This is a genomic window from Companilactobacillus mindensis DSM 14500, from assembly GCF_001434275.1.
Classification (GTDB): Bacteria; Bacillota; Bacilli; order Lactobacillales; family Lactobacillaceae; genus Companilactobacillus; species Companilactobacillus mindensis.
In genome coordinates this window covers 23,306-48,682 of the sequence record NZ_AZEZ01000102.1, presented here as the reverse complement: position 1 = coordinate 48,682, position 25,377 = coordinate 23,306, and the positions used below count along the sequence as shown (strand labels likewise).

At 38.1% G+C, this 25,377-nt stretch carries 24 protein-coding genes; 4 read left to right on the top strand and 20 right to left on the bottom strand.

Features of this window, described 5'->3' with window-relative positions; all coding sequences use genetic code 11:
• Nucleotides 1-80 precede the first annotated feature (80 nt).
• Together FD29_RS10625 and FD29_RS10620 are read right to left on the bottom strand one after the other, a co-directional pair.
• Nucleotides 81-560, bottom strand: a complete 480-nt coding sequence (locus tag FD29_RS10625) for a PTS sugar transporter subunit IIA (protein WP_057888891.1) — start codon at nucleotides 558-560, stop codon at nucleotides 81-83.
• A gap of 1 nt (nucleotide 561) precedes the next feature.
• Nucleotides 562-2,172, bottom strand: a complete 1,611-nt coding sequence (locus FD29_RS10620; protein WP_057888890.1) for a PTS transporter subunit EIIC — start codon at nucleotides 2,170-2,172, stop codon at nucleotides 562-564.
• 305 nt (nucleotides 2,173-2,477) lie between these two features.
• Between FD29_RS10620 and FD29_RS10615 the strand changes: the two genes are divergently transcribed.
• Nucleotides 2,478-2,765 carry a hypothetical protein gene (locus FD29_RS10615; protein WP_057888889.1) on the top strand — a complete coding sequence of 96 codons (288 nt, stop codon included), beginning with the start codon at nucleotides 2,478-2,480 and terminating at the stop codon, nucleotides 2,763-2,765.
• Between the two features lie 97 nt (nucleotides 2,766-2,862).
• Here FD29_RS10615 and gdhA read toward each other — a convergent pair whose 3' ends face one another.
• Both gdhA and FD29_RS10605 read right to left on the bottom strand, forming a co-directional pair.
• Complete coding sequence (gdhA, locus tag FD29_RS10610; RefSeq protein ID WP_057888888.1) at nucleotides 2,863-4,209, bottom strand: NADP-specific glutamate dehydrogenase; 1,347 nt, start codon at nucleotides 4,207-4,209, stop codon at nucleotides 2,863-2,865.
• 130 nt (nucleotides 4,210-4,339) lie between these two features.
• On the bottom strand, nucleotides 4,340-4,780 hold the full coding sequence (locus tag FD29_RS10605; RefSeq protein ID WP_235804303.1) for a GNAT family N-acetyltransferase: 441 nt from the start codon (nucleotides 4,778-4,780) through the stop codon (nucleotides 4,340-4,342).
• Between the two features lie 134 nt (nucleotides 4,781-4,914).
• On the opposite strand from FD29_RS10605, the gene FD29_RS10600 reads away from it, so the two are divergent.
• Nucleotides 4,915-5,235 carry a DMT family transporter gene (locus FD29_RS10600; RefSeq protein ID WP_057888886.1) on the top strand — a complete coding sequence of 107 codons (321 nt, stop codon included), beginning with the start codon at nucleotides 4,915-4,917 and terminating at the stop codon, nucleotides 5,233-5,235.
• Here FD29_RS10600 and FD29_RS10595 read toward each other — a convergent pair.
• Nucleotides 5,232-5,906: a YoaK family protein gene (locus FD29_RS10595; RefSeq protein ID WP_057888885.1), complete on the bottom strand. Its 675-nt coding sequence runs from the start codon at nucleotides 5,904-5,906 to the stop codon at nucleotides 5,232-5,234. The two genes, FD29_RS10600 and FD29_RS10595, sit on opposite strands and share 4 nt — an antisense overlap.
• A gap of 132 nt (nucleotides 5,907-6,038) precedes the next feature.
• On the opposite strand from FD29_RS10595, the gene FD29_RS10590 reads away from it, so the two are divergent.
• Entirely contained in the window at nucleotides 6,039-6,287 is a 249-nt protein-coding gene (locus FD29_RS10590; RefSeq protein WP_057888884.1) for a hypothetical protein, read from the top strand.
• A gap of 85 nt (nucleotides 6,288-6,372) precedes the next feature.
• Nucleotides 6,373-7,236, top strand: coding sequence for a glycerophosphodiester phosphodiesterase (locus tag FD29_RS10585; protein ID WP_057888883.1), 864 nt, complete (start codon nucleotides 6,373-6,375; stop codon nucleotides 7,234-7,236).
• 92 nt (nucleotides 7,237-7,328) lie between these two features.
• Here the strand turns inward: FD29_RS10585 and FD29_RS10580 are convergent, their stop codons facing one another.
• From FD29_RS10580 to FD29_RS11540, 15 genes are all read right to left on the bottom strand, one after another.
• Nucleotides 7,329-7,763: a hypothetical protein gene (locus FD29_RS10580; RefSeq protein ID WP_057888882.1), complete on the bottom strand. Its 435-nt coding sequence runs from the start codon at nucleotides 7,761-7,763 to the stop codon at nucleotides 7,329-7,331.
• 85 nt (nucleotides 7,764-7,848) lie between these two features.
• Nucleotides 7,849-9,093, bottom strand: coding sequence for an MFS transporter (locus FD29_RS10575; protein WP_057888881.1), 1,245 nt, complete (start codon nucleotides 9,091-9,093; stop codon nucleotides 7,849-7,851).
• A gap of 567 nt (nucleotides 9,094-9,660) precedes the next feature.
• Nucleotides 9,661-12,267: a bifunctional acetaldehyde-CoA/alcohol dehydrogenase gene (gene adhE, locus FD29_RS10570; protein ID WP_057888880.1), complete on the bottom strand. Its 2,607-nt coding sequence runs from the start codon at nucleotides 12,265-12,267 to the stop codon at nucleotides 9,661-9,663.
• Between the two features lie 437 nt (nucleotides 12,268-12,704).
• Entirely contained in the window at nucleotides 12,705-14,381 is a 1,677-nt protein-coding gene (locus FD29_RS10565) for an oleate hydratase (protein ID WP_057888879.1), read from the bottom strand.
• Nucleotides 14,382-14,597: 216 nt separating this feature from the next.
• Nucleotides 14,598-15,794 (bottom strand): acetate/propionate family kinase, encoded by a 1,197-nt coding sequence (locus FD29_RS10560; RefSeq protein WP_057888878.1) that lies wholly within the window; start codon nucleotides 15,792-15,794, stop codon nucleotides 14,598-14,600.
• 10 nt (nucleotides 15,795-15,804) lie between these two features.
• Entirely contained in the window at nucleotides 15,805-16,818 is a 1,014-nt protein-coding gene (locus tag FD29_RS10555) for a class I SAM-dependent methyltransferase (RefSeq protein ID WP_057888877.1), read from the bottom strand.
• A 250-nt stretch (nucleotides 16,819-17,068) separates the two neighbouring features.
• The gene (locus tag FD29_RS10550; RefSeq protein WP_057888876.1) at nucleotides 17,069-17,560 is read right to left on the bottom strand and encodes a competence type IV pilus minor pilin ComGF; all 492 of its coding nucleotides are present in this window, start codon (nucleotides 17,558-17,560) and stop codon (nucleotides 17,069-17,071) included.
• Complete coding sequence (locus FD29_RS10545) at nucleotides 17,532-17,816, bottom strand: hypothetical protein (RefSeq protein ID WP_057888875.1); 285 nt, start codon at nucleotides 17,814-17,816, stop codon at nucleotides 17,532-17,534. The genes FD29_RS10550 and FD29_RS10545 overlap by 29 nt, the downstream gene beginning before the upstream one ends.
• Nucleotides 17,806-18,261 (bottom strand): type II secretion system protein, encoded by a 456-nt coding sequence (locus tag FD29_RS10540; protein ID WP_057888874.1) that lies wholly within the window; start codon nucleotides 18,259-18,261, stop codon nucleotides 17,806-17,808. The genes FD29_RS10545 and FD29_RS10540 overlap by 11 nt, the downstream gene beginning before the upstream one ends.
• Nucleotides 18,239-18,565 (bottom strand): competence type IV pilus major pilin ComGC, encoded by a 327-nt coding sequence (gene comGC / locus FD29_RS11775; RefSeq protein WP_057888873.1) that lies wholly within the window; start codon nucleotides 18,563-18,565, stop codon nucleotides 18,239-18,241. Before comGC ends, FD29_RS10540 begins: the two co-directional genes overlap by 23 nt.
• Nucleotides 18,565-19,578 (bottom strand): type II secretion system F family protein, encoded by a 1,014-nt coding sequence (locus FD29_RS10530; RefSeq protein ID WP_057888872.1) that lies wholly within the window; start codon nucleotides 19,576-19,578, stop codon nucleotides 18,565-18,567. The genes comGC and FD29_RS10530 overlap by 1 nt, the downstream gene beginning before the upstream one ends.
• A complete protein-coding gene (gene comGA, locus FD29_RS10525) occupies nucleotides 19,544-20,512 on the bottom strand; it encodes a competence type IV pilus ATPase ComGA (RefSeq protein WP_057888871.1) in 969 nt (322 codons plus the stop codon). The genes FD29_RS10530 and comGA overlap by 35 nt, the downstream gene beginning before the upstream one ends.
• A gap of 78 nt (nucleotides 20,513-20,590) precedes the next feature.
• On the bottom strand, nucleotides 20,591-21,328 hold the full coding sequence (locus FD29_RS10520; protein WP_057888870.1) for a YebC/PmpR family DNA-binding transcriptional regulator: 738 nt from the start codon (nucleotides 21,326-21,328) through the stop codon (nucleotides 20,591-20,593).
• Nucleotides 21,329-21,432: 104 nt separating this feature from the next.
• A complete protein-coding gene (locus FD29_RS10515) occupies nucleotides 21,433-21,663 on the bottom strand; it encodes an LPXTG cell wall anchor domain-containing protein (RefSeq protein ID WP_057888869.1) in 231 nt (76 codons plus the stop codon).
• Nucleotides 21,664-21,707: 44 nt separating this feature from the next.
• Complete coding sequence (locus tag FD29_RS11540) at nucleotides 21,708-25,193, bottom strand: leucine-rich repeat protein (RefSeq protein WP_057888868.1); 3,486 nt, start codon at nucleotides 25,191-25,193, stop codon at nucleotides 21,708-21,710.
• Nucleotides 25,194-25,377 lie beyond the last annotated feature (184 nt).

The window sequence follows — 25,377 nt, the reverse complement described above, 5'->3', positions numbered from 1 at the left end:
TAACTTTTTCATCATTAAACTAGAATAGACTGTCCTAACACAAAGTTCATAGCTTTGTCAGAACAGTCTATTATTTATTTCTATTTAACTTCAGCGACTTCTATTTCATGATCAACTGCGTCATTCGAATTCTTCAACAATGTAAAATCATTTACAGTATCATTAGAATTAGTGATCAAAACCATTGTCACTGGATCTTTTCCAGCTTTTTTGATTTGAGCAAAATCCGCTTTTACCAAAACAGAATTGTTATCGACTTTATCGCCAACTTTAACTAAAGTTTCAAATGGTGCCCCTTTCAAATCAACTGTATCGATCCCAATATGAATCAAAATTTCCATCTTGCCACACTGCAGACCAATAGCATGTTTAGTAGGGAAAAGTTGACTGACTTCATCTTTAACTGGACTATAAATAGCTGATTCTTCTGGAAGTACGGCGTAGCCTTTCCCCATAGCTCCACTTGAAAAGACTTCATCAGAAACATCTTTGAGATCAACCATTTTACCCTTAACTGGGGCATAAAACTTGGTTTTACTCTTAAAATTAAACAATCCCATATTAACTTTCAACTCCTAAATAATCAGAAACTTCTGGTCCAATAGTAGAAACTTTGGTTCCATAAATAACTTGTACCCCAGTACCATGAACGACGGTACCGACGGCACCAGTGGACTTTAAAACATCTTTTTTAACAATACTTGGATCCTTAACGCCGACACGTAACCTAGTAGCACAAGCCTCAAAAGTGCTGATATTATCTTTTCCACCTAAACCACTAACAATCATAGCGGGAATTCCTTCAGCATTTGCGGAAGCTCCGTTCTTTTCGGAAACATAATCTTTTTTAGTGTGCAATGTTGCAGTTTCATCGTCATCTTCACGACCCGGTGTTTTAAGATTGAACTTCTCGATTGCAAATCTAAAGACAAAGTAATACAAAGCAAAGTAGAACAGAATCAATGGTACTAAGGCTAACCAATTAGTCCGTGCTTGTCCTGGCAAAACACCATAAAGAATCATATCGAGCAATCCACCGGAGAAAGTAAAACCAACCCCGATCTTCAATAATGATACGAAAACGGCTGAGAAGGCAAACAAGACACAGTGAATACCCCAGAACAAGAATGGTGAAGCAAACAAAATAGTGAATTCCAATGGTTCAGTAATACCAGTTAAAATCGACGTCAATGATGACGAAAGCAACAACCCTTTGACATCTTTGCGTTTATTCTTTTTAGCACAGTGATACATTGCTAAAGCAGCGGCTGGGAAGCCACCGATCATTACTGGGAATTGGAAAGCAAAGTATCTAGCTGCTTCCCAAGAAATCTTTTGTCCGGCTGCCAATTGTGCAAAGACAATATTTTGAGCACCAACAATTGATTTGCCAGCAACAGTTGCCGTACCACCGACAGCAGTTTGCCAGAATGGCAAGTAGAACACGTGGTGCAAACCAAATGGAATCAAGGCACGGTAGACATAAGCATAGAAGAAGGTACCAAAGTAACCTGACTTACCTATCAAAGTACCTAAACCAGCAATACCCATGGCGATATATGGCCATAGAAAAGCCATAATAAATCCACCCACGATACCAGCTAGAGCACCAGCAATTGGACTAAAGTGAGTTCCACCGAAAAATGAAATGGCATCTGGAAATTTAATTTTATAATACTTATTGTGTAACCATACACAAATCAAACCAATAAAAATACCACCAAAAACACCAGTATTCATAGTATTAGTAAAACCAAGCATATCGGTCAATAGTCCACCGATCTTCTTTAAACGACCTAACTCTCCAAAATTGACGATGGCACTAGTCATTGTCGCATACATCATAAAGTAACCGACTAATGCGGACAATGCGGCAACACCTTTTTCACTTTTGGCTAAACCCAGAGCAACAGAAACGGCAAATAATAGACCTAAATTATTAAAAATAACACTCCCACAGTCATTAAAGATCATGAGCAAATGATTCAAAAATGTACCTGGTCCCAGAACTGACTCCAAGTGATACATCTTAATAAACGATGCACCTGTAAATGAAGCTCCAATCCCTAGGAACAATCCTGCGACAGGCAGTAATGCAATCGGAAGCATGAAAGTTTTACCAACATTTTGTAAAGCGGCAAAGGCTTTGCTTCCTCCTTTATTCTTTGACATAACTAAACCCTCTTTTATTAAGACGGCTACCGGTAGCCAATTGATTAAATATTCAATCAGCGGTTAATTAACATTTGCAATCTTAACATTATGAATAACTTGTAAACTGAATTTTCGGTAATTTCAGAAAGTAACCTGCGTACTTTTCTTTATTTACGTTTTTAAATACTGACAAACCAATATACGCACGTAATTAAGCATTTCCGTAAATTTCATTATTTTATGCAAGTTATTTTATTTTTCATTCCCTATGAAACCCGTTCGATAACGTATAGTAAAGTTGTTTCAAGAAAGGGGTACATAAAATGTTTGCATATGTTGAAATTATTGATGAACAAGGAAAAACAACTTATAATTACGTCAACTTCGAAATTTCTGATGGTCTTTTGTCAATCAAACCATTGAAAGGTATGCTACCTGTTCACCTTTCTGTTATTCCTATCAGTCAAATAAAAGACATCAGCGAAAATGAATATTACGGTTGGAATACTATTAGTTTCACCCATGGAAAGAATAAATACGTATTTACTTACAGTGGCTTTGGCGGCGAAGATTATTTGCGTGAACACTTATTAGCTGTAATGAGTGATTAAACCATTTCTTAGATTCAAATAAAAAATCCTTCTGTTGAAATCAAACGAAAACTAATTCGTCTGAAAATAACAGAAGGATATTTTTTATACTGATTTTTTAAACTAAACCTTGAGCCAACATGGCTTTAGCAACTTTTTCGAAACCAGCAATATTAGCACCGGCTTGGAAATCTTTGCCTAAATCATATTCTTTATCAGCATCAGCTGACTTTTGGTAGATATTTTCCATAATATCTTTTAATCGATTATCGACGTCTTCGAAAGTCCATGAGAGACGTTCACTGTTTTGACTCATTTCCAAAGCAGAAACGGCTACACCGCCGGCATTAGCAGCTTTGGCTGGTCCGTAGACGATCTTACTATCCTTATATACGGCAATCGCAGCGGAATTACTTGGCATATTAGCCCCTTCAGCCACATACTTCACGCCATCTTTGACCATTAATTTAGCTTGAGTTTCATCGATTTCGTTTTGAGTTGCACATGGCAAGGCGATATCGTAATCAATATCCAAGTCCCAAACGGAGCCCTCAAAGTATTTAGCTGTACTTACTCTATCGGCATATTCCTTGATACGGCCACGTTCTACTTCTTTGATCTGTTTGACAGTTGCCAAATCAATTCCGTTTGGATCATAAACGTAACCGTTGGAATCAGAAACAGTCACGACATTAGCACCGTTTTCTTGAGCTTTCTTCAAAGCATAAATGGCTACGTTACCAGCTCCGGAAATCTTAACGGTCTTGCCTTTCAAGGTGTCGCCTTGGTCTTTGATCAAAGCATTCAAGTAGTAGATCAAGCCAAAACCAGTTGCTTCGGTTCTGGCAAGGGAACCACCATATTCCAAACCTTTACCAGTTAAAATTCCACCTTGGAAGCCATTCAAACGTTTATATTGACCATATAAGAAACCAATTTCACGGCCACCAACACCAATATCACCAGCAGGCACATCCAAATCAGGTCCGATGAATTTTTGTAATTCAGTCATAAAGCTTTGACAGAAACGCATGATTTCAGAATCTGACTTACCTTTAGGATCAAAGTCTGATCCACCTTTACCACCACCGATTGGTAGGCCGGTCAAACTATTCTTCAAGATTTGCTCAAAACCTAAGAACTTGACGATACTCAGGTTAACACTTGGGTGCAATCGCAAGCCACCCTTGTAAGGTCCAATAGCAGAGTTGAATTGAACTCTGAAACCACGGTTGACATGGAAGTTTCCTTCATCATCTTGCCAAGGAACTCTAAATTGGATCACTCGCTCTGGTTCGACAAGTGAAGCCAAAATATTAGCTTTGACGTATTCTGGATGTTTCTTTAAAACAGGTTTCAAACTATCTAATACGGTAAAAACAGCTTCTTGAAATTCTGATTGATTAGGATCACGATGTGTAATTGTTTCCTTTAGATCATTAATATAAGTTTCAACATCTACCATAAAAAAACCACCTTTTTTTAAATTAAAGATTCATCCATATATTTAACGTAATACTATTAAATAACTAGATTTATTTTATTATAACTCATTATTAGATATCTTACTTTAAATTAGAAACTTTCTAAGACTTTCATTTTATTTCTTTTTGCCAGATCAATTGATACTCTTCTTCACCATTAACTTCATCGATCCCACTCGAGGCCAAATTAAAGCCATTTACTTTGTAAAATTTTCGAGCTCTTTCGTTCTTGTCATAGACATCCAAAGTTAATTTTTGATGAGTTTGTTTCAGATAATCCAACAATTGGTGGCCAATTCCGTGGTTACGATAGTCTTTTTGCACAAAAATTCCGGCCAAATAATCGTTCTGTAAGCCCGCAAAACCACAAATTTTATCATCAAGTTCATAGACATAAATCTCTGCTTGGCGAAATTGCTCCTTTACCGTTTCCAAGTTGTTTAACCAATAATTTTTATCGATGAAATCATGGGCCTCTAAATTGCTGTTGAGCCAAATATCGCCAACTCGATCAATTTCGTTAGTAGTCATTTCACGTATCATGTTTGCCATTCACCTTTTTCTTTGCTAGAATATCTTTAAATTATTAAACACCGCCAGGTGTCACTTACACAAGTACTCTTACCAATTCCATTAGGCCAATGAAGGAATTGTTAGGGGTACTTATTTTTTTGGAGGAAAATATTATGAATTGGATCTATTTAATTACCGCGGGACTATTTGAAACTGTCTGGGCTACAACTATGAAATTAAGCCACGGATTTACCAAATTGAATTACACTATTATGACCATTGTCGGACTAGCTCTCAGCATGGGACTTCTAGCTTTAGCCATCAAGAAAATGCCAATGAGTTTGGCCTACCCTATTTGGACTGGTATCGGTGCTGTTGGTTCGATCATTGCCGGAGTTATCCTCTTTGGCGACAAACTATCCCCATTGACTTGGGCCTTCGTTGCCCTCTTGTTGATCAGTATCATTGGTATCAAAATCACTTCTGGAAACTAGATATTTCGCCGATAAAGTAAAACTGTATAATAACCACCAACAATGATTAATAATATCGGTACGATCCAAATTGTTTTGAGGAAAAATATCTTCTGAAGTAAGGCTGAAATCACAGCTCCACCTGAGAATCCCAAAACTAATTCAAAATACGTTTGGGCCGAAGTGAGATTGGTTTCCCGATGGTGATAAAAATATTCGACTAAGGAAATGATTGCTTTTTTTAGATTACCGGTTGAAAAGACATTGTTATAGCCTAAGCCTTCGATTTGATCAAATGCTACATTCTGCATCGCCATCACAAAAGCTAGGGGCGGTACGATATATAAATTAGAAACCGTTTTGGGTAAGAAACCAACAATGATACAAACTAGCATTTCAGCGACTAAACTAACCAAACGCCAATAATGACTCCGGTTATGTTTATGCTTCATCACTTCAATTGCAGCAATCCCCAAACTGAAAAAAAGCATCGTCATAATTTTAGTGACGATTCCTGGTAAATTGTGTTGAGCAATATCAACACTTAGAAAAACAATATTTCCAGTTTGACCGGCGGCTAAAACTCTTCCTCGTTGAACAAAAGTATAAGCATCAATAAAACCACCGATGAACGTCAAACCAATGGCAATCTCACGCAATTGAAATAACTTGTGACTTTGAAATCTCTTCATTTGTATCCTTCTTTAGTAGTAATCGTTCCACAAATCTATCTTAACAAACTCACCGAAAATAAGTATCAAAAATCAGTGACAGCGATTACATTTTAAGCTATGCTGGAGATAAACTCGAAAGGATGCGAGATTATGTTGACACCTGCAGATATACATCAAGAGATCAAAGAACATCGTGAATTTCAAAATGAATTGCTCAGAAAGAATCCTTGGTTGATTCCCGCTTCAATTGCTTTGACTGTTGTTCCCATGGCCATTTCGATCCATGGTTTTTGGAAATATCGTCAATTACAAAAGCAACTCAAAATTGAACGTGAAAAGACGAAACAACTTGCTTTAGAACACGCTGATACAGCTCCAAAACGTCATTTCAAAATTTGAAATGATTAGTGCGACCGCTTAACTTGTGGTGGCACTTTTTTTGTTGATACACTATGATTAAAATATATTCAATCAGGGGGAAATAATGTATAAACGAAAATCTATTTTAATCATGTTTTTAATCACCATTTTAGTTTTGCCATTGACGGCGATGAATGTTCAGGCTGCAGCCGCTCCCAAAGCTAAGAATCTCACTTCGATCTCGCAAAGCGTCAACCATGCTTCACCCGACACGCCGATAATTTTTTCACACCGTGGTAGCCCTTATAACAATCCTGATCACTCTTTTGCCGGCTACAACCAAGCTATCAAGGATGGTTCACAATATATCGAACAAGACCTTTGGCTCAGTAAAGATGGAAAACTTTACGTTTCACACGATGATAATCTCAAAAAGTCTACCGGTCACAACGTCACTATCTCGACTTCAAATTCTGACAAGATCGACAAAGTAAAACTTCACAATGGCGAACGAATCCATCAACTAAAAGACGTTTTCAAACGCTATGGCAAGGGTATTCACTATATAATAGAAACTAAGAAAAATGCTGGTGACAACACCGCAACTGAAAAAGCCCTCGTCAAAGAATTGAAGAAGTACAAAATGCAAAACAATGTCATTTTCCAAGATGAAAGTTTACCCGGTATTGAAGCTCTACATAAATCACTCAAGAATGTACCTACACTCTGGTTGCTTGATTCTGTGACCGAACGTCAATATAAGGAACAAATCGAAAATGCCCCACGTTACATCAAGTTCATCTCCATCAAACTCGATCAATGGACGCCAAAATTAGTTAAAATTTCCCACAAAAATGGTTTCAAGACTAATGGCTGGATCTTGAACACATATAACGATAACTACGAAGCTCTCAATACTTTGAAACTGGACAGTGTCTTTACTAATAACACTAAAGAGACTTCTAAATTGATCGATAAATGGAAGTAAAACTACCTTAGCTTTTGATAGCACTGATAAATTGAACTCTTAATAGTCAAAAAAATCCCCTTTGATTCTATCCAGAATCAGAGGGGATTTTACTATTTCATACTTTGTTCATCACGCGAATAACTAAAGTACAGATCCAACATCAAAGATTTGTTCTTGGTTGAAATATCGTTCAACGTCTGAATGGCTGTGGCAATCATTAAATCGTCATCCAAACCTTCTTCAGAATCGTAATATTCTTCCTGGATCCCGATTGCTTCTTCAAACCACTCACCCATCCTGACGACAAATTTATAAAAGTCATTGTCGTTTTGTTGGTTAATGAATTGAATTTGGATATCGTTAAACAAATCTGCCAAAGCTAATACTTCCGCATACTTCAAATTATTTACGAAAGTTGTGATATCTTTGGAACTCTTGGCCTCCTTAATTACCTTATCGCTGATTCCAGTAGCATTGTGAATCTCACGTACCGTTACAGTATCATCTTGTAATACTTCTGATGCTCTATCAACAATCGATAACATAGGCACTACCTCGCTTTTCGTGAAGCTATACTTTGTTGCTATACATATTTTAAATCAAAAGCTAATTTCTTGTCGACAAATCAAGCTAATTCTTAGTAGACATTTTGGGCAATCTGAAGAAAATGATCAAACCGACTAAAAACAAGACGCTCAACGAAGCTGCCCCGATAGTAGATTTACCAGTCAGCTGTGTCACCATAGCAACGATAAATGGCCCCATTACCGCTGAAAATTTCCCTAGAATATTGTAAAATCCGTAAAACTCACTACCGGAATCTTTAGGAATAATTTTTCCAAAATACGAACGGCTCAAAGCTTGCAAGCCCCCTTGACTCGTTCCCACTAAGAGAGCCAAGATCCAAAAATCACGGCTGCTGTGCAAGTTCAAGGCGTAGAGACAAATAACAAAATAGACACTGATTCCCAACAGAATCCCTTTACGTGTTGAAGTTTTATCAGCTAACCAACCGAATAGAATCGAAAACGGAAAAGCGACCAATTGAACTACTAGCATGACGATCATCAATTCATTGGTTTTAATACCGATATCCATCCCAATCGCCGTTGCCATCGTAAAGATCGTATCGACCCCATCAATGTAAAAGAAGTAAGCTACTAGGAACCAAGCCACTTGTTTGTATTGTTTGATATGGTGCAATGTTTGAAATACACGTTTAAAGCTGTCCTTAATTGGAGCTGAATTACTCGCCACCGAATACTTTTGATGAACATTTTTTTGCAACGGCAAGTAAAAAATTATCCACCAGACAGCCGCAATAATAAAGCTCCAACGTGCTATTCCTGTACCATTCAAGTGACCAAAGCCATTAGTCAGCTGCAATACTAAAAATAGTATGAAGGCAATCACGCCGCCAAGATAGCCATAAGCATATCCGTGCGTTGAGATTTTGTTCATTTCTTCATCGCTGGCAACGTCGATCAAAAAACTATCGTAGTACAAATTACTGGCCGAATAGCCAATAGCTGACAGAATATAAATAATTAACAGCCACTGCCACTGATTGGACGGCACAAAAGCCAAACCAACGGTTGTAACAATCCCTAGCCAGCAAAAAACGTTCAACATTTTCTTCTTGAAATGTGGATAATCAGCCAACGCTCCTAATAAAGGCGCCAACAGTGAAACTAATAAAGTACTGAAACTATTTGCATACCCCCACAGTGCTGTTGATCCAGCGTTAGATATTCCATTGGACTGGGTTATCGATTTGAAATAAACCGGCAATACAGCTGTTGTAACAATGATTCCGTAGGCTGAATTGGCCCAATCGTAAAAGATCCAACTCCATTGTTCCTTATTGATTCTCAAAATAACTACTCCTTAATAATTAAGACCTCCCCCAGATATGAAAAGTATATAGTAGTTATCAGTAAGTTTTTATGGTCAGAATCGTATAACAAAATATAAAAATAATATTTTATCGTTGGGAGTTTGACTGGTCACTGCCGTCTTCCATGAGATCCCGGTGGATTGCTGGAACGCTGTGAGAGCAACTTCGAACTAATTCTACGAATTATTTTGAAGATTGTCTGGCTCTAACCTGGCAAAAGACACCAGCTAAGACCCTACCACGGCTGAGCATCCACCGGGACCTCATTCCAGACTAAACAATTTTTCATTCGACTTACATTGGTAATATTGAATTTTAGATTCTAATAATTAGATATCTTTTAAAAACTATATTGAAAACGGGGCGTTCATTTTTCCTAGGTGACCTATATATCTAAATAATTGTATATAACCAAAGTTAAGAAAAACCGCCAAGTAAAATAAAATTTTTATTCTTTTAAATCGTATCAAAAAAAATCATCCAGCTTTTGCTAGATGACTTTTTTCTTTGGAAACGAGTTACACAATGGCAACTCTATTTCAATGTTATTTTTCGATTCCTTTTCCGACGTAAACATTTTCAAGTACTTGTTTCAATTCTGAGATCAATGGTTCCTTAGGGTTAGTGAATGAGAATTGATCACCGAAGGCTTGTTCTGCGAATGAATCAAGATTATCATAGAAGTTCTTCTTGTCGATATAGTTGTCTTTCAGACTCAACTTAATACCAACAGCGTGAGCAAGGTCAACAATCTTCTTAACCAAGGCATCCTTCAAGGCACGTTCATCTTTACCTGTCAAACCAACGTAACTGGCAATAGCAGCATAATCTGAATCAGCTCTGAAGCTTTCGTATGCAGGCCATAGAGTCATCTTTGTTGGTTGTTCGAAGTTGTAGTTGATTACTTGTGGCAAAGCAATGACTGATGCAAGGCCATGATTGATACCGTAAGCATTTGTCAAAACATCAGTGATTGAGTGACCAACACCAGCGAAAGCATTACCGTATGAAAGACCAGCAAGTGTTGAAGCGTTGTCCATTTCTGCTTGAGCTTCTTTGTCACCGGCAGCAGCCTTTTGTAAGTTTTCAAAGACTAGTTTGATAGCTTGCAAAGCGTATGGTCTTGTGTAATCTGAAGCCATGTTAGCAACATATGATTCGATAGCATTGCTCAAAACATCCATTCCAGATGTAGGTATGATGTCTTTTGACATTGTTTCAACAAATTGTGAATCAATGATAGCAACATCAGGTGTCAATGCATAATCAGCGATTGGGTACTTTGTACCAGTCTTGGTATCGATGATTGAACTGTATGGTGTAACTTCAGCACCAGTTCCAAAGGTTGTTGGGATAGCAACGAATTGAGCTTTTTCAGGCTTAGGGAACTTGTAAGTACGTTTTCTGATATCAACGAAGCCTTGTTTAGCACCGAAGAGATCAACATCTGGGTGTTCATAGAACAACCACATATCTTTAGCAGCGTCCATAGTTGTACCGCCACCTAAAGCAATGATCGTATCAGGCTTGAACAAGTTCATTTGAGTAACACCACGATTTACAACATCAGTTGTTACGATGTTATCGACATCTGAGAACATTGAATATTCAACCTTGAACTTGCTGCGTTTCAATTCATCAGTAATCGTATCAACGTAACCTAATTGAACCATCACTGGATCACAGACGATAAAGGCACGTTTCATACCTTCAAGGTCTTCTAGATAACGAACTGAAGTCTTTTCGTAGTAAACTCTTGGTTGTTTAATCCATTGCATATTATTTCTCCGTTTTGCGATTGTCTTAATATTAAGCAAATCAAATGAAGATACGTTGTGAGAAATAGAATTCTTCCCCCATGAACCAGTACCAAGAGTAAGTGATGGGATCATTTCGTTGTAAAGATTACCGATACCACCAATAGCAGCAGGAGTATTAACTAGTACACGACTAGCTTTCATCTTGATACCAAATTCAGTAGCTAAATCTTCATCCATAGTATGGATACCAACAGTGTGACCTAAACCACCGAAGTGTAGCAATTCGTCAGCTTTTTCGAAACCTTCTTTGTGACCAGCAACTTTGAAGACAGATAGCACTGGTGAAAGTTTTTCAGCTGAAAGTGGTTCGTCAGGTCCAACCTTAGAAATCTCAACACCCAAGACTTTAGCGTCATCGGGAACCTTGATTCCGGCTAACTTAGCAATGTTGATAGCTGATTGACCGGCGATAGGACCTTTGACCCCACCTTGTGGTCTGAACATTGCATCAGCTAACTTCTTGTAATCAGCTTTCTTGATAAAGAAGACTTTGTTCTTTTCAAATAAAGCTTTAACATCGTCGTAAATATCAGCATCGATAATTGCACTGTTTTCAGCGGCACAAACCATACCATTATCAAAAGTCTTTGAGATCATGATATCGTTGACAGCACGTTTGATGTTAGCAGTCTTTTCGATATAAGCTGGACCATTACCAGGACCAACACCCAAAGCAGGTTTACCAGTTGAGTAAGCAGCTTTGACCATACCAGGACCACCAGTAGCCAAAACAGAAGCAACGCCATCGTTGTTGATCAAATATGTTGTGGCTTCAATACTTGGCTTCTCGATCCATTGAATAACGCCTTCAGGAGCACCAGCATCGACAGCAGCCTTCAACATAACTTTAGCAGCAGCAACTGAACACTTTTGAGCTTGTGGGTGGAATCCAAAAATAATTGGGTTACGAGTCTTCATAGCAATCAATGACTTGAACATTGCTGTTGAAGTTGGGTTCGTAACAGGTGTAACACCGGCTAAAACACCAAGTGGTTCAGCAACTTTGATCAAACGGTGTTCCTTGTCGTCTTCGATAATACCGACGGTCTTGTTACGTTTGATTGAGTGCCAAATTTCTTCGGTAGCAAACATATTCTTAATAACTTTATCTTCAACAAGTCCACGACCTGTTTCTTCGTAAGCCAATTTAGCTAATTCAAAACTGGCATTTAAACCGGCAATAGCCATTTGATGAACAATGTGATCAACTTGTTCTTGAGTAAAACTGTCCATGATATCCAAAGCCTTGTGAGCTTTAGCGACCATAGCATCAATACCAGGTTTTACATCTTCTTTTTCATCAACCTTTGTATCTTTGGAAACTTTAACCATTTGAATACCTCCAAGATTGAAACCATATTTGTTAACTAATTCACGTTTTATCTTATCACTGTGTATTTTATCTTCAAGCGTTTTATTTCAAATAATTGATGTAAACGTATTCACGTTGATATATCAACACGTAGAGTGAAATTAATCGATATAAAAGTATTTTCACATCAAACTTTTATTAATTTAATTGTGAATATTTCTTCACAAAGTAGACTATTTGGGCATTTTCAAATTCACAAAAAGCTCTCTATTTGTCAAATAATTTTGAGTTTGTGAATTATTTTTATTATTTCATCACTTGCCCTATTTCTCCAATTCAAAACGATTGAAAAGCCTAATTGACGCCATTTTCACGACAAAAAAATACCCTCCAATTCCGTTTGGAAATTGGAAGGTATTTGGCAATTGCTCAGAATCTAACCGGTTTGCTCCACTCTCTATCTGAACATTGTCTTAGTAGCACGAGCCATAACTTTAGGATCTTTTTCATAATGGTGCATTGGTGTCATTTCTGACAATGGAATATTCAACAATCCATAAACGGCACGTTGTGCAGCACGGAATGAATATTGTTCTGTAAAGACCATATCAAATGGTTGTTCACAGAATTGACTGATGAAGGCCAAGTTCTTACTGTGCTTTGGTACAACGTCAGGCCGGTCGCCAACGGCTCTTTGATTGAACATTGCACTGGCATATGGCAAGTGAACTGGAATTACGTTGACGATACTGTCCATGATTTCTTGTTTGTGGTTAGCAATGTTGTCTTTGCTTGGATCAACTTCTGACAAGTGACCGAGCAATTCTTCCAACATTTCCTTACCAGTCATTTCCATAACTGGCTTTTGAACGTAGTCACCGTTTCTTCTTGGATACATGAAGTAACCCCAGAAGGTTGATTCATTAGGCTTTTGAGCCTTGAAGTGTGGTTGGTGGTGAACAACGATCGACAACAATGGCGTACTTTCGATCCAAGTGTTCAAAGCATTGCCGGGTTCTTGTTGTGTAATCCGTGAAATTTCATTGACTAAGAAGTGGTTGTTAGTTGTAACCGTGAAACTTACCCATTCACTTTGGGTTCTATCGCCAAAGAACTTATCGGGATTGCCAAGTGAGTAGAACTTCTCAGCAGCCTTCTTCCAAAGCATAGCACTTGGAGCGTAGTCCATATTTTCTTTGAATGGTGTATTGAAATCACCAATTGCGGAACTATCAGTAATCGAACCATTAGTATCAAAGACCAAGTCGTTTTCGGCGATGTCGATGTGACCTTCTTTGTTGTCATTGTCGACTTCTTCATACTTCAAGCCAGTTACAATAATGTCATCCTGAAGTGGTGTATCTTTGAATTCCAAATCAGTAACTTTACGATTATTGATAAAGGTTACGCCACGATCTTCTAGATATTTGCGCATTGGTAAAATAATACTTTCGAATTGGTTGTAAGGACTTCTTGTAACACCTTCCAAAGTATTGATACGACTGAATTCAAGAATCATACGATTCATGTAACGACGCAATTCAACGGCTGAACTAGCACGTTTGAAAGCAAAAGTCGTTTGCCACATGTACCAGAAGTTTGTCGTGAAGAAGTGAGGACTGCTTGCAAACCATTCAGCAATACTGATGTTGTTGAGCTTCTCCTCATCCTTTTCTGGCATCAACATTAATTTCGACAATAGATAACGATCTTTGTTGTCAAATTGCATATGTCTGTAATTGTCTTTGTTAGGTTTTACACGTGGTCCATCATGATCGATCAAACGGCCCACGTCGTGTGTTGGGTGAGCGTGATCAAAGTTCAAAATATCATCGGTAACAGTTTGACCAGGGTGATCCAATGATGGAACTGAACGCAAAACATCCCAAAGGTTTTCGAAAGTTTCCTCGTTTAGCATCCGGCCACCTTTAGCCAAGAATCCTTTGCTGTTTGACAAAGCTTGGTTGCCATATTCAGTTTCATAATCCTTTACAGCGGCACCATCATTAGCACCGTGATCTTCCAGACCCATCATAGTGATTTGCTCACCATTGAAGCCCCCATCACGAATTAAATAAATACCGGCAGCTAAATTCCCAATACCAGTACCAATCATGTAGGCTTTTCTTGTCATAATAACTAACCTCCATCTAAAATTTACTATTTGATCTATACACCTTAAATATAACAGTTAGCGTACAAAAGTAAAGGCTTTCATAGCGATAATACCAACATTTCTAATCTAATTTTTGGTACAAAAAAGAAATTTTGACCCATTATTTTTTGACAGTAATTTTTTCTGAGTAAATAAAAAAGCCGTTAACTCAAAGAGTTACCGACTTTTTATATTTTAATCACTATATTTAGTTAATCTAATTACATCACGAACGATCATCAACTCTTCATCCGTTGGTACGACCATTACTTGAACCGTCGAATCCTTCGTACTGATGACACGAGTTCCATGACCATCTTCGTTGGCTTTTTTATCAATTTTTACACCCATATAGTTAAAACTATTGGCTATATCGGCCCGAATTTCAGCATTTTTAGCCCCTGTTCCGGCAGTAAAGATCAAAACATCAGTGCCTCCGAGCAAAGCGATATAAGAACCAATGTATTTGACGATTCGGTTGACATAGATCTTAATGGCCAAATCAGAACGGTCATTTTCATCACGAGTTGCCAATAGATCACGCATATCTGGTGAAACGCCGGAGATACCCAACAAACCTGATTTGGTATTCAAGATCTTAACCATTTCAGTTGGATCAGTGATCTTTAATTTTTGCATCAAATAAGCAACCAATGAAGGATCAATATCACCCGAACGAGTGCTCATAGTAATTCCGGCTAGTGGCGTGAAGCCCATTGATGTATCGACGGATTTGCCATCTTCAATTGCATCGATCGAAGCTCCACTGCCAAGGTGACAAGAAATAATCTTCAAATCATTGAGTGGCTTGTGTAAATAATCTGCGGCCGCCTGTGAAACATATCTGTGGCTAGTTCCATGAGCACCGAATTTACGAACACCATATTTTTCATAATATTCATAAGGAATACTATACAAGTAATTGACTGGATCCATTGTTTGATGGAATGATGTATCAAACACTGCTACTTGTGGTACATCAGGTAAGATTTTTTCAAATGCATCGATACCAGCTGCTTGACCTGGATTATGAAGTGGAGCAAATTCAGACAAGTTTCTAATCTGTTGAACGACCCGTGGCGTGACGATGGCAGAATCTTTAAAAATACTACCCCCAGCAACCACTCGGTGGCCAACGCCAGTAATTTCATCATAACTGTTGATGATTTTAAGATCGATCAATTTATCGAGCATTTTATTGACAGCAGTCGTGTGATCAGGGATATCGCCCATCTCACTAATCTTTTTACCATCAAATTCAACTTCAAAAACCGAGTCCGACAGACCCAAACGGTCCACCATTCCCTTGGCAATAACTTTTTCATCAGGTACTGTGTATAGTTTCCACTTCAGTGTAGAGCTACCAGAATTAACGGCCATGATTTTAGACATTTAATCTCACCTAACCTTTAAAATTTTTTGCCCAGTCTTGTAACTGGTCTTTAAATCCTTCAAATGCTTTCGGATTATTAGTATCTGGTATTGTGCCCATCAAAACATTTCCAACTTGCTCAGCGTTGCCACCGTGCTTTTGTAAAACAACGATTGCTTTTTGTGCTTCTTTTGATGCAAATAAAGTAGCAGGTAAATCTAAGACTGCTTGCAAATAAACACTTGAAACCATCCATTCGGATAATTTTTTAGCTTGGTCTGTTTGGAAAATTTGTGAAGGTACAATAAATATACCGATTCCGCCGTCATTCAAATTATTCATCGTCTGTTCGATCAACAGATGGTGAGCATATGAATGCCCCTTGTCTGACTTAGTCTTGAACTTCAAGGCATTGTTATCAACTGGATAATAACCAACTGGAAGATCTGCCACAGCCATATCGATATCAGTGATATCCCATTCAGCGATACTGTCTTGGTGATAAGCATCGATGTTTAAGTTCATCACTTCGCTAAATGATTTTGTTAAAGAAACTAACGCATCATCGTTATCAAGTGCCGCTGCATTGATCTTAAATTTATCAGTCATATTCAATTGCTCAATAAATTCAATCAATAAGTTTCCTGTTCCGACAGTTGGATCAACTATGTTCACATTTTTCTTACCTTGGATATTTAGTATCTCATAAGCAATTAAGCTTGCTATTAAACCGATAGCGTCCGGAGTCATCAACTTGTTGACTTCAGTCTTGTCATCCTTTTGAGCTTTGATAATAGAAACGGTGATGGCTTGTTTTAACTGTAAAGGAGTCATATTTAATTCCTTTAGTGACTTATAACTGGCCTCTAATTTTGCAACAGTAGCTTCATCTGGAACGCCGTTCTCCACATAAACTCTACCGTCAGAAATATTAGTCAAAGTTTCGGCAAGTGCATCAACACTACTTACTTTCAAAGACTTCTTCAATAAAGAATTAGCCTCGTTTAGCTTATCAAAATATGATTGCATATCTTTTTCTGACATAGTTAACCTCTTTGCTTAATAATAAAATTTTAACGTTGGAACCGATTTTATTCAAGGATTCCTAGAATCCCAACACTCTATTTTATTACTTTTATTAAAATAATTGTTGATCTGACGCTTGTATAACTCATCTAATTGCCGATAATCATCAATTTGTTCACTGAAATAAGCATTGCTATAATTTACGACCATAATAGCGACCAACAGTATCAAAACACTGTTCAATAAGACGATCCCACCTCTATTAGTCTCAGTTTTTAGCAGTCTGAATTTCATTCGTCAAACAAATTTCTGAAGTTTTACCGGCGTTGTTATTCACTGTTGTAATGATAACTAAATTTCGGATTTTTTCAATTGTTATTTTTCTTAAATTCATAATAATCGGTTCGTGTCCTCCTTGAGCAGCGGTTGTCAAACGTAACATATACAATTGTTCTTTCGGCTTTGAGTTAGCTTTGTCTGGGTAACTTTCGATGACCATTTTTTGATTGTTGTTAGTTCGGTCCTCGTAAATTATTTTGGAATTCGTCAGTTTAACAATTTTATTATTTTGCAAAATGCTTTGAAGTTTTTCTTGCGTGATATGCCAGCGTAACTGTTCCCGAAAACTTGTGTTTTGAACTTGCTTGAGGATCAATAATGACTGCTGCAAAACGCCTAATGTCAAAATAGTCACCATCAATGCAAGCACTGATTCATAGATCGTAAAAGCTTTATGATTTGACTTTAATTTCATAAACATCGTTGTTTACCCGCACTTGATAAATTTCATTGCTTTTTTGGAAATAATAACGTTTATTTTCAATCACTAAAGGATTTTTAACTTGTGGATCTTTTAAATTCAAAAGAATTACTTTATGGGCATTTACTCGTTGTTCCCAATCGTTCAGCAATTTGAACTGCTCATTCACACAAATCGTCAATAAAAAAATGATTAGAGTTGAAATCATCAAAGCCGTCAAAGATTCGATCAAGACAAATCCGCGTCTACTGTTCAATGATCTCACCCCATCCCATTTGAACTTTATATACATATTGTCTGTGAGTCAGTTTTGAATCGAATTTGATTGTGATTGGAGCAGCCTGCCCAGACTTAAAGATCGTATAAGTTATTTTGCTATTTTCCGCTTGCAACGTTTTAGGCAAGGTCTGAAATTTATGAAAGTAATACTCTTTTTTACTGGCCGTTTTTTGATTGGCAACAAATTCGATTGAATTCGGAGTAATCGTCAAATTAGTTGCTACACCGTGCAAATAACTGTAATCAAAGGCACTCTTGAAACTGTCTTTGAACCACTCGAGGGCTTGATGTTCCTCCACTCGGGCTTGATAATCTTTGAGATTATAAATCGAGATGATCATCAATGAACAGACGATGCCTAAGCTGATAGTTGTCTCTAACAGAGTGAAGGCTTTCCGCTTAATTTGCAGTGCTTGTCTCATCCGCTTTTATCAATTCGATCGGCGTTTTACTCAATTTTTTGACTCGTTTCAACTGGCCGGTTGAAATATAGTGGTCATCCGCCAATTTTTCCCAAGTAATTTTATCAGTTTCTTCGGAATTATTATTGTCCAAGTACAATTCAGCTTGCGTCTTCATCGTCGTTTTGAAAGCATCGTCCGAACGCTTTGTGGCATTGTCTTTTTGAGCAGTTAGATTGGGGATCATAATCAACAGCAACAACGAGATAATGAACAACACGATTACCATTTCAATCAATGTAAAAGCTTTTCTAATTTTTTTCATCAGGACATTCCTTTCATCATTCCATAAATGGGCAGTAATACTAGCAAATACGTCACTACGATGACTACCGCAATAACGCCAAATAAAATCGGTTGGACTAAATTCAAAGCTTTCTTCAAGTGACGTCTCGTTTCTTCAAATTTCAACTCCGACATCAATAACAGATCTTGGGCTAATTGCGGTCCGCTCTCACCAGCTTGTAAAATAACTTTTAACTGCGGCGGTAAAAGTTTTTCATCGTCGATCATTTTCAGTAAATCTTTTCCGGTTGTTACTCCTGTCACAAATTTTTGAGCCAAATGAGCTTGGATCGAATCTTTTTGAAAGCGACTATTTACTTCACAAATATCAAAAAAATTCATTCCACTCGCCAACTGCATTCCTAAACCTTGCAAAATCAAAAATTGATAAAAAGACAGATATATTTTGCCAATTATCGGTATTTTCACAAGAGCTAAAGCTTTTTGATAATCTGATTTTTTTCTAATCTGAACTGCCATTAATATGATTGCCACCATTCCCAAAGCAAGCGACAATAATAGTAATTTCAAAAACAGATCAATATTTTTACTGCCACCAGCGACTTCTAACTGCGGCACGATGTAAATTTTCATACCTATTAATATCGTCAACAAAAAAGTCAAAATGAAACACGGATAAGCCAAGAGTTCCTTGAATTTATTTTTTTGTTTTGCTTGGCTTTTCAATAACAAGCCTGTCTGTTCTAAAGCCAGTTCCATTTTTCCATGTTGTTGAGCAATCATTAGCTGATTAAAAACTACACTAGGTAACTTTAAATGTTGCAACGATTGTGAAATCATCTGGCCGGCTTGTAAATCTTGATGAATTTTTTCAAAGACATTATTTCGATCATTGAGTAAGCGTAAACATTTTATCGACTGACTTAGTGAAAAACCATTTTTCAACAACTTGCTGATGATCAATAAAGCTTCAGCTTTTTGTTCCAAAGTCAGTTTTTTAACCATAGAGGAATTCTTGATAAATTTCTGCATTGATTCTCCCCTGTTGGTATGACTTTTTTAACTGTTGCTCCCAATTATCATCGGTTATTTTGTCTTCTAGAAACTTTTTTATTTCCAAATTGTCTAACTTATCAATAAATAACTCTAAGTCATAATTTGTCGGTACCAAGCGCTGATACGAAATAAAATTGACCGCATTGACTAATTCCGACTGATCTATTCCTAGTTGTTGCAGACGCTGAATGATTAAATATTTGGATTTGCCATGAATCGTCGTCATGACCGTATAGCCACAGATTGCCGCTTGAATAGCTTGTTTAGCTGTCTGTGTATCCCTAATTTCACCAATGATCAACACTTCTGGGCGGTGGCGCAAGCTGGTTTTGATCAATTCTTCATAAGTCATCCCTGCTTCAGCGTTGACCTGCAACTGTAAAAAATTATCTTCCACAATTTCGATTGGATCTTCGATGCACATAATTTTTTTAGTCATACTCAATTGTCGTCCCAAGGAATACATCAGTGACGTCTTTCCTGAACCCATCGGTCCTGAAAAGAGCATCATCCCTTTACGCTTAGCAATCGGCAATAAATTTTGCACAATCTCTTCATTGACCGGCGAATTGAACTCTTGTGGATAGATCAACCGAATGACCATCGACTCCCGATTCTTAAAATCACCCACTGAAGAAATACGCACAAAGATATTACGGTTTTGATAAACAAAGTTGAATGCTCCTTTTTGTGAACGTCGACGTTCGGACACATCCAAGCCACTATTGAATTTCAAATAATTCATCATTGCGTAAGTCTCATCGGAATTTAAATCAGCCACTGTATAATTTTGAAGTGAATTTCTAGCTTCTAAATGATAGAAATTTGCTTGCGGCAGAAAGTAAATATCCGATATTTTATTAGTACAAGCTTCAGTTAATAAATTATTGACCATCGTCTCTGCTGTCATTTATTGGCCCCCTTTCGAAAAAAATTACGCAAAAAAAGACCGTAAACAAAATTTGTTTACGGTCAAATTATTTAAAAGTTATTCTTCGTCATCATCATCTGCAGCAGCAGTATAAACTTCAGAAACATCTTCATTATCTTCCAATTGGTCGATCATGTGTTCGAATTGTTCCTTCTTTTCTTCTGGTACTGGTGTTGTGTTTTGAGGAATCATTGTCAATTCAGCATTGGCAATTTCGTAACCTTTTTCTGTTAAACCATCACGTACAGCTGCAAAGTCCTTTACATCTGTATAGATTTCATAAGCGTCATCTGATGTTTGTAAATCATCTGCACCAAGATCCATGATATCCATCAAAACTGTATCTTCGTCTTGTGAATTCTTTGAACGATCTAGTACAAGATAACCTTTACGATCAAACATGTAAGCAACTGAACCACTTGAACCCATGCTACCTCCGTTACGGGTAAATGCAACACGTACGGCAGAAGCAGTTCTGTTCTTGTTATCTGTCAAAGTTTCAACTAATACGGCAACTCCACCTGGAGCGTAACCTTCGTATGTAACTTCATCATAATGTTCTTCACTACCACCATCAGCCTTTTTAAGGGCACGTTTGATGTTGTCCTTGGGCATATTGGCTGCACGAGCTTTATCTACTATTAAACGAAGGGCAGCATTATCGTTAGGGTCGGAACCACCCGCTTTAGCTGCCATGAATAGCTCACGAGACAGCTTTTGGAAGATTTTACCACGTTTGGCATCTTGGGCACCTTTTCTACCTTGGATATTATGCCATTTTGAATGTCCTGACATTTCTGTTTCCTTCTTTCACGAATATTGTAAACCGCATATTATTTTATCAAAAGAAGTAAGCTATTACAATATCTTAGAAACAAATATCCTGAGAAAGGTTGCATTTATTTCGTCTGATGACGGTTGCGATTGATATCGATTACACCAAACGTCATGATGCCGATAATCACGCCTAAAATTTGCATCCAAACACTTGAAGCATTGCCAGTTTGTGGGAAAGTAGCCACTCCCATTGTTTGATAGCCATTTTTAGTATTGGACATATTCTTTGGAGTTACTAAAACGCCATTAGTTTGATTCTTAATACCAGGAACATAGTAAACCTCGCCTGACATGATAACTTGTTTACCGGCTTTAGTAGCTGAACTTGTTGAATTGTTCAGATTAGTTGGATTGTTAGAAACCGGTGTTGTTGGTCTTTCAGGATAACTGGATCAGTTGGTTTGACTGTGAGCTCTGGTTTCGTTGAATCTGTTGGATCCTTGGGGTCTGTTGGAGTTGTTGGATTCTTTGGATCGGTTGAATCGGTTGGGTCTGTTGGAGTTGTTGGATCCGTTGGGTCTGTTGTATTTGTTGGATCCGTTGGGTCTGTTGTATTTGTTGGATCCGTTGGATTTGTTGGATCTGTTGTATTTGTTGGATCTGTTGGATCCGTTGGATCCGTTGGGTCTGTTGGATCCGTTGGATCCGTTGGATTTGTTGGATCCGTTGGGTCTGTTGGCGTTACAGGTGTTACAGGAACACTTGCATTAGAACCATTACCCATGACCGTTAATTGTACATCCTTTGTCTGACCATCATTAGTACTCAAAGTTACCGTGTACGTACCAGCACTTTGCAAATCAGCTTTACTTAGATCAACATTTACCGTCTCTGGTTGGTCATTTTCGTCAGTCGCTGTAGCATTGAAGTCTTTAGCTGTTGGCGTTGGGTCGCCGACGTGCATTGTATAATCGTTACCACTGATAGTCTTAGTAGCAGCGGTAATTTGCAAAGCTCCATTCACAGCTTTGATGTCATAGTTAGGATTGTCAGTAGCATTGTAACTGACAGTAATTGGATACGTTCCTACATCTTCACCAGAAGTTCTGCTCAAAGTATAGACTGGAGCATCCCCATCAATAATATTTGGCATTGTGACGGTTGCAGTCAAAGCTGGATCAGCAGTTCCAGCTACTTTAGAAACATCATTGGCAGTAATCGTGATTGGAGCTTTATCAATAATGAATTGAGCATCGTCATTTTGAACTGTCCAGTCGTACAACGTATTGTTAGTTTGTTGACCAATATTGTCGAGACCTTGTGATGTCAAAACAACTTGATAAGTTCCTGCATTTTTAGCTGTCGTATTCAAGGCTAAATCGCCATTTTGAACTGTATACGTAGAACCATTGGACAAAGTAATTTGATAGCTACCGTCATTAGGAGTTTGATTTTGGCCATTGTAAGTCGTTGAGTCTGTACCACTCAAATCGATATTGCCAGCACGTTTATAAACTGCAACATTGACTGTACTGCTCTCGTTGCCATAACTGTAAGTTACTTTATAAGTACCAGGGTCAGTCGTATCAATTGTTGTAACCGTTTGGCCACTAGGATTCGTTATCGAAATATTCATATTGCTTAAAGAAACATCATCGCCATCAGGCGTTACGGCACTGACAAAGTTATCGCTTGGGGTCCAATTTGAACCAGCTGCAACATTTGAATTGACAGCTTTGATATCGGGATCATTTAGGACAACATCGTAAGTACCACTGTATCCTGAATCAGTCGTTGTGTTTGGTGAAAGGACCCAATTGAATGTGAAGTCATTTACGCCACTTGGGATAGTGAAAATACCATTATTATAAGTTACGCCATTTGTTAAATTGGAAATTCCCAAGGCATTTTCAGTTGTTCCGCCGATATTGACATTGAAGTAGTCTGAGATCTTATCGTGGGCTGAATCAGTAAAGACGCTGGCCAATTGATTTGTTGCAGAATTAATATTATAGGCTGAGCTGCCAACTTTGACATTAGGAGCACTGACGTTTGTGATGCGGTTGTTTGAAAGTGCACCCGTACCTAACGAGAAGTTAGCTGCAGTTGTCGATACGCCAGTCAATTTATTAGCAATAAAGGCTTCGCTGCCAATATTTTGAATTGTGCTAGGTATCGTCAAAGTGCCGCCTAATTCATTGTAAGCAAAGGCATTGTTGCCAATAGTTTGTAAACCTTCAGGTAAATTCAAACTGGTCAAGTGGTCGCCACCAAAAGCTTGATTACCAATAGTTACGACTTTGGCTGGGATAGTCAAAGCACCAGTCAAACCAGAATACTCAAAGGCGCCGTCGTCGATCAAATTCAAGTTAGTAGCATTGGAGAAGTCGACACTTGTTAAAGAACCATCATAAGTGAAGGCATTTTTACCAATTGTTGTCAGATTTGGTCCAAAATTAATATTCTTCAAGTCTAAGTTGGACAAAAAGGCTTGGTCGCCAATAGTTTGCAAACTGTCAGGCAACTTGACCTCGGTACTGGCGCTGTTGTACATGAAAGCCTGGTTACCGATACTTGTCAACTGCTTGCTGTTGCTTAAATCAACTCCAGTAATCTTAGCATCACCAGAAAAAGCTGCATCCCCGATACTTGTTAAGGCTGTATCCTTCGAGAAGTCAACATTTTGCAAATTAGTATCTTCTGCAAAAGCTTGATCACCGATAGTTGCCAAATTAGTGCCCATCGTTACCGATGTCAAAGCATCATTGTATATGAAAGCATTGTCGCCGACGCTTGTTACTGAATCAGGTAAGTCGACGGTCTTGATTTGATCACTGACAAAAGCTAAATTACCGATGGTCGTCAAATCATTGTCATTATCCAAATCGAGATTTTGTAAATTAGAATAACCAAAAGCACCCGTACCAATGCTCGTCACACCACTGTTGACTTGCACGCTTGTCACTGTTTTGTTGCCGACAAAGGCATTGTCGCCGATACTTGTAACATTATATTGCTTGCCAGTATCAGTACCATTTGGCGTTACCGTAATTTGTGTAGGAATATTGATCGATGAGTCAGTCAATTTGTCCGTAGTACCTGTCAAAGAGGCTTCACCGGTATCATCATCAGTACTCCAAGTAAAGTCGTTGGCGTCAGTGTGATCAGAATCTGAAGTGATCGAATTGGCCGTCGTATCTACCGGTGTCATCCCTGTTGTTGCAGTAGTCTCTGTGACTGGTGTAGCAGTCTTTGCAACCGGTGTAGCTGCTATGGTGGCAGTAGTAGTTGTTGGTGTCCCTGGTGTCGTTGCAGTCGACGTGTCTGTCTTAGTCGATGTAGTTGCTTGAGTGACTGGTGTAGCCGTTGCAACTGTTGAAGTTGTGGCCGCCGTATTTTGTGTCGTTGTTGGGGTTGTTGTAGCTTGTGTCACAGGTGTTGTCGATGTTGTTTCAGTATTTGTAGTTGACATAGTAGCCGTAGTCGTACTTGGCGTAGTTGTCGAATCAGCTGGCGTGGTCGTTGCTGCACTAGTACTTGCCGTCGGAGCAGTAGTAGTTGTAGGCGATATCGAATCCAGAGCTGTACTAGAATCCGTTGAGGCTACATTCGTACTTGAACTGTCCGTCTTATTATCCGAAGCCGTGGTATTCGTACTATTATTAGTTGATGTTGCAGATGTCGTAGTATTAGTTGTATTAGTGTTATTAGCTTGTGTATCAGTTTCAGAAGGCGTTGCAACCGAACTGGTAGTATTAGTATTGGTTGTATCCGCGTGAACAACGGCTTCATGGCCCAAAGTTGTTCCAAGTCCTAAAGTCATGGCTGCACTCGCAGCAATTAATAATTGTCTTTTAGTTAACATGATCTTTTTGTTTGCCATAATAATAAACCGTCCTTACCGAGATGATATTTCCCAAATATGTATAAACATCTCAATCCATATAATACAATATAATTTATTATTTTTTAAATAATTGAATTAAGGCCCACAGCAAGATATTTCTTAGTTCATAATGAAAAAAATTGTCCATCAAAAAAAGCCGTATCCCTAACAGATCGGCTTT

Coding starts and splice junctions, on each gene's coding strand:
- FD29_RS10555 (WP_057888877.1), bottom strand. CDS start 16,818: ATGTCAGAAAAAGATATGCAATCATATTTTGATAAGCTAAACGAGGCT.
- FD29_RS10615 (WP_057888889.1), top strand. CDS start 2,478: ATGTTTGCATATGTTGAAATTATTGATGAACAAGGAAAAACAACTTAT.
- FD29_RS10540 (WP_057888874.1), bottom strand. CDS start 18,261: ATGAGACAAGCACTGCAAATTAAGCGGAAAGCCTTCACTCTGTTAGAG.
- FD29_RS10520 (WP_057888870.1), bottom strand. CDS start 21,328: ATGTCAGGACATTCAAAATGGCATAATATCCAAGGTAGAAAAGGTGCC.
- FD29_RS10605 (WP_235804303.1), bottom strand. CDS start 4,780: ATGGCAAACATGATACGTGAAATGACTACTAACGAAATTGATCGAGTT.
- FD29_RS10560 (WP_057888878.1), bottom strand. CDS start 15,794: ATGTCTAAAATCATGGCCGTTAATTCTGGTAGCTCTACACTGAAGTGG.
- FD29_RS10550 (WP_057888876.1), bottom strand. CDS start 17,560: ATGTTTATGAAATTAAAGTCAAATCATAAAGCTTTTACGATCTATGAA.
- FD29_RS10515 (WP_057888869.1), bottom strand. CDS start 21,663: ATGTCAGGCGAGGTTTACTATGTTCCTGGTATTAAGAATCAAACTAAT.
- FD29_RS10600 (WP_057888886.1), top strand. CDS start 4,915: ATGAATTGGATCTATTTAATTACCGCGGGACTATTTGAAACTGTCTGG.
- comGC (WP_057888873.1), bottom strand. CDS start 18,565: ATGAAAAAAATTAGAAAAGCTTTTACATTGATTGAAATGGTAATCGTG.
- FD29_RS10620 (WP_057888890.1), bottom strand. CDS start 2,172: ATGTCAAAGAATAAAGGAGGAAGCAAAGCCTTTGCCGCTTTACAAAAT.
- FD29_RS10580 (WP_057888882.1), bottom strand. CDS start 7,763: ATGTTATCGATTGTTGATAGAGCATCAGAAGTATTACAAGATGATACT.
- FD29_RS10590 (WP_057888884.1), top strand. CDS start 6,039: ATGTTGACACCTGCAGATATACATCAAGAGATCAAAGAACATCGTGAA.
- FD29_RS10530 (WP_057888872.1), bottom strand. CDS start 19,578: ATGCAGAAATTTATCAAGAATTCCTCTATGGTTAAAAAACTGACTTTG.
- FD29_RS11540 (WP_057888868.1), bottom strand. CDS start 25,193: ATGGCAAACAAAAAGATCATGTTAACTAAAAGACAATTATTAATTGCT.
- FD29_RS10595 (WP_057888885.1), bottom strand. CDS start 5,906: ATGAAGAGATTTCAAAGTCACAAGTTATTTCAATTGCGTGAGATTGCC.
- FD29_RS10585 (WP_057888883.1), top strand. CDS start 6,373: ATGTATAAACGAAAATCTATTTTAATCATGTTTTTAATCACCATTTTA.
- gdhA (WP_057888888.1), bottom strand. CDS start 4,209: ATGGTAGATGTTGAAACTTATATTAATGATCTAAAGGAAACAATTACA.
- adhE (WP_057888880.1), bottom strand. CDS start 12,267: ATGGTTAAAGTTTCCAAAGATACAAAGGTTGATGAAAAAGAAGATGTA.
- FD29_RS10625 (WP_057888891.1), bottom strand. CDS start 560: ATGGGATTGTTTAATTTTAAGAGTAAAACCAAGTTTTATGCCCCAGTT.
- FD29_RS10565 (WP_057888879.1), bottom strand. CDS start 14,381: ATGACAAGAAAAGCCTACATGATTGGTACTGGTATTGGGAATTTAGCT.
- comGA (WP_057888871.1), bottom strand. CDS start 20,512: ATGACAGCAGAGACGATGGTCAATAATTTATTAACTGAAGCTTGTACT.